This is a genomic window from Aliivibrio sp. S3MY1, from assembly GCF_028765575.1.
GTDB lineage: Bacteria > Pseudomonadota > Gammaproteobacteria > Enterobacterales > Vibrionaceae > Aliivibrio.
Genome location: NZ_JARACO010000151.1, coordinates 1 through 246, shown reverse-complemented (window position 1 = coordinate 246; position 246 = coordinate 1). Strand labels below are relative to the sequence as shown.

At 48.0% G+C, this 246-nt stretch carries 1 tRNA gene; it reads left to right on the top strand.

What is annotated here, in order from left to right:
- Positions 1 to 80 precede the first annotated feature (80 nt).
- Positions 81 to 157 (top strand) — tRNA-Met (locus PVK62_RS17630).
- Positions 158 to 246 lie beyond the last annotated feature (89 nt).

Below are 246 nucleotides of genomic sequence, written 5' to 3'. Positions count from 1 at the left end.
TTTCTCTTTAAGAGCCTGATGGTTCTTCTCGAAAAGAGAGTTTGGTTTATAGTCTCATTGTCTTAAACAATGCATCCGGACGCGGGATGGAGCAGCTTGGTAGCTCGTCGGGCTCATAACCCGAAGGTCGTAGGTTCAAATCCTGCTCCCGCAACCACATTTAGATTGAATGCTTTATAGCGTTGATCATGCGACACTAGCTCAGCTGGTAGAGCGCAACCTTGCCAAGGTTGAGGTCACGAGTTC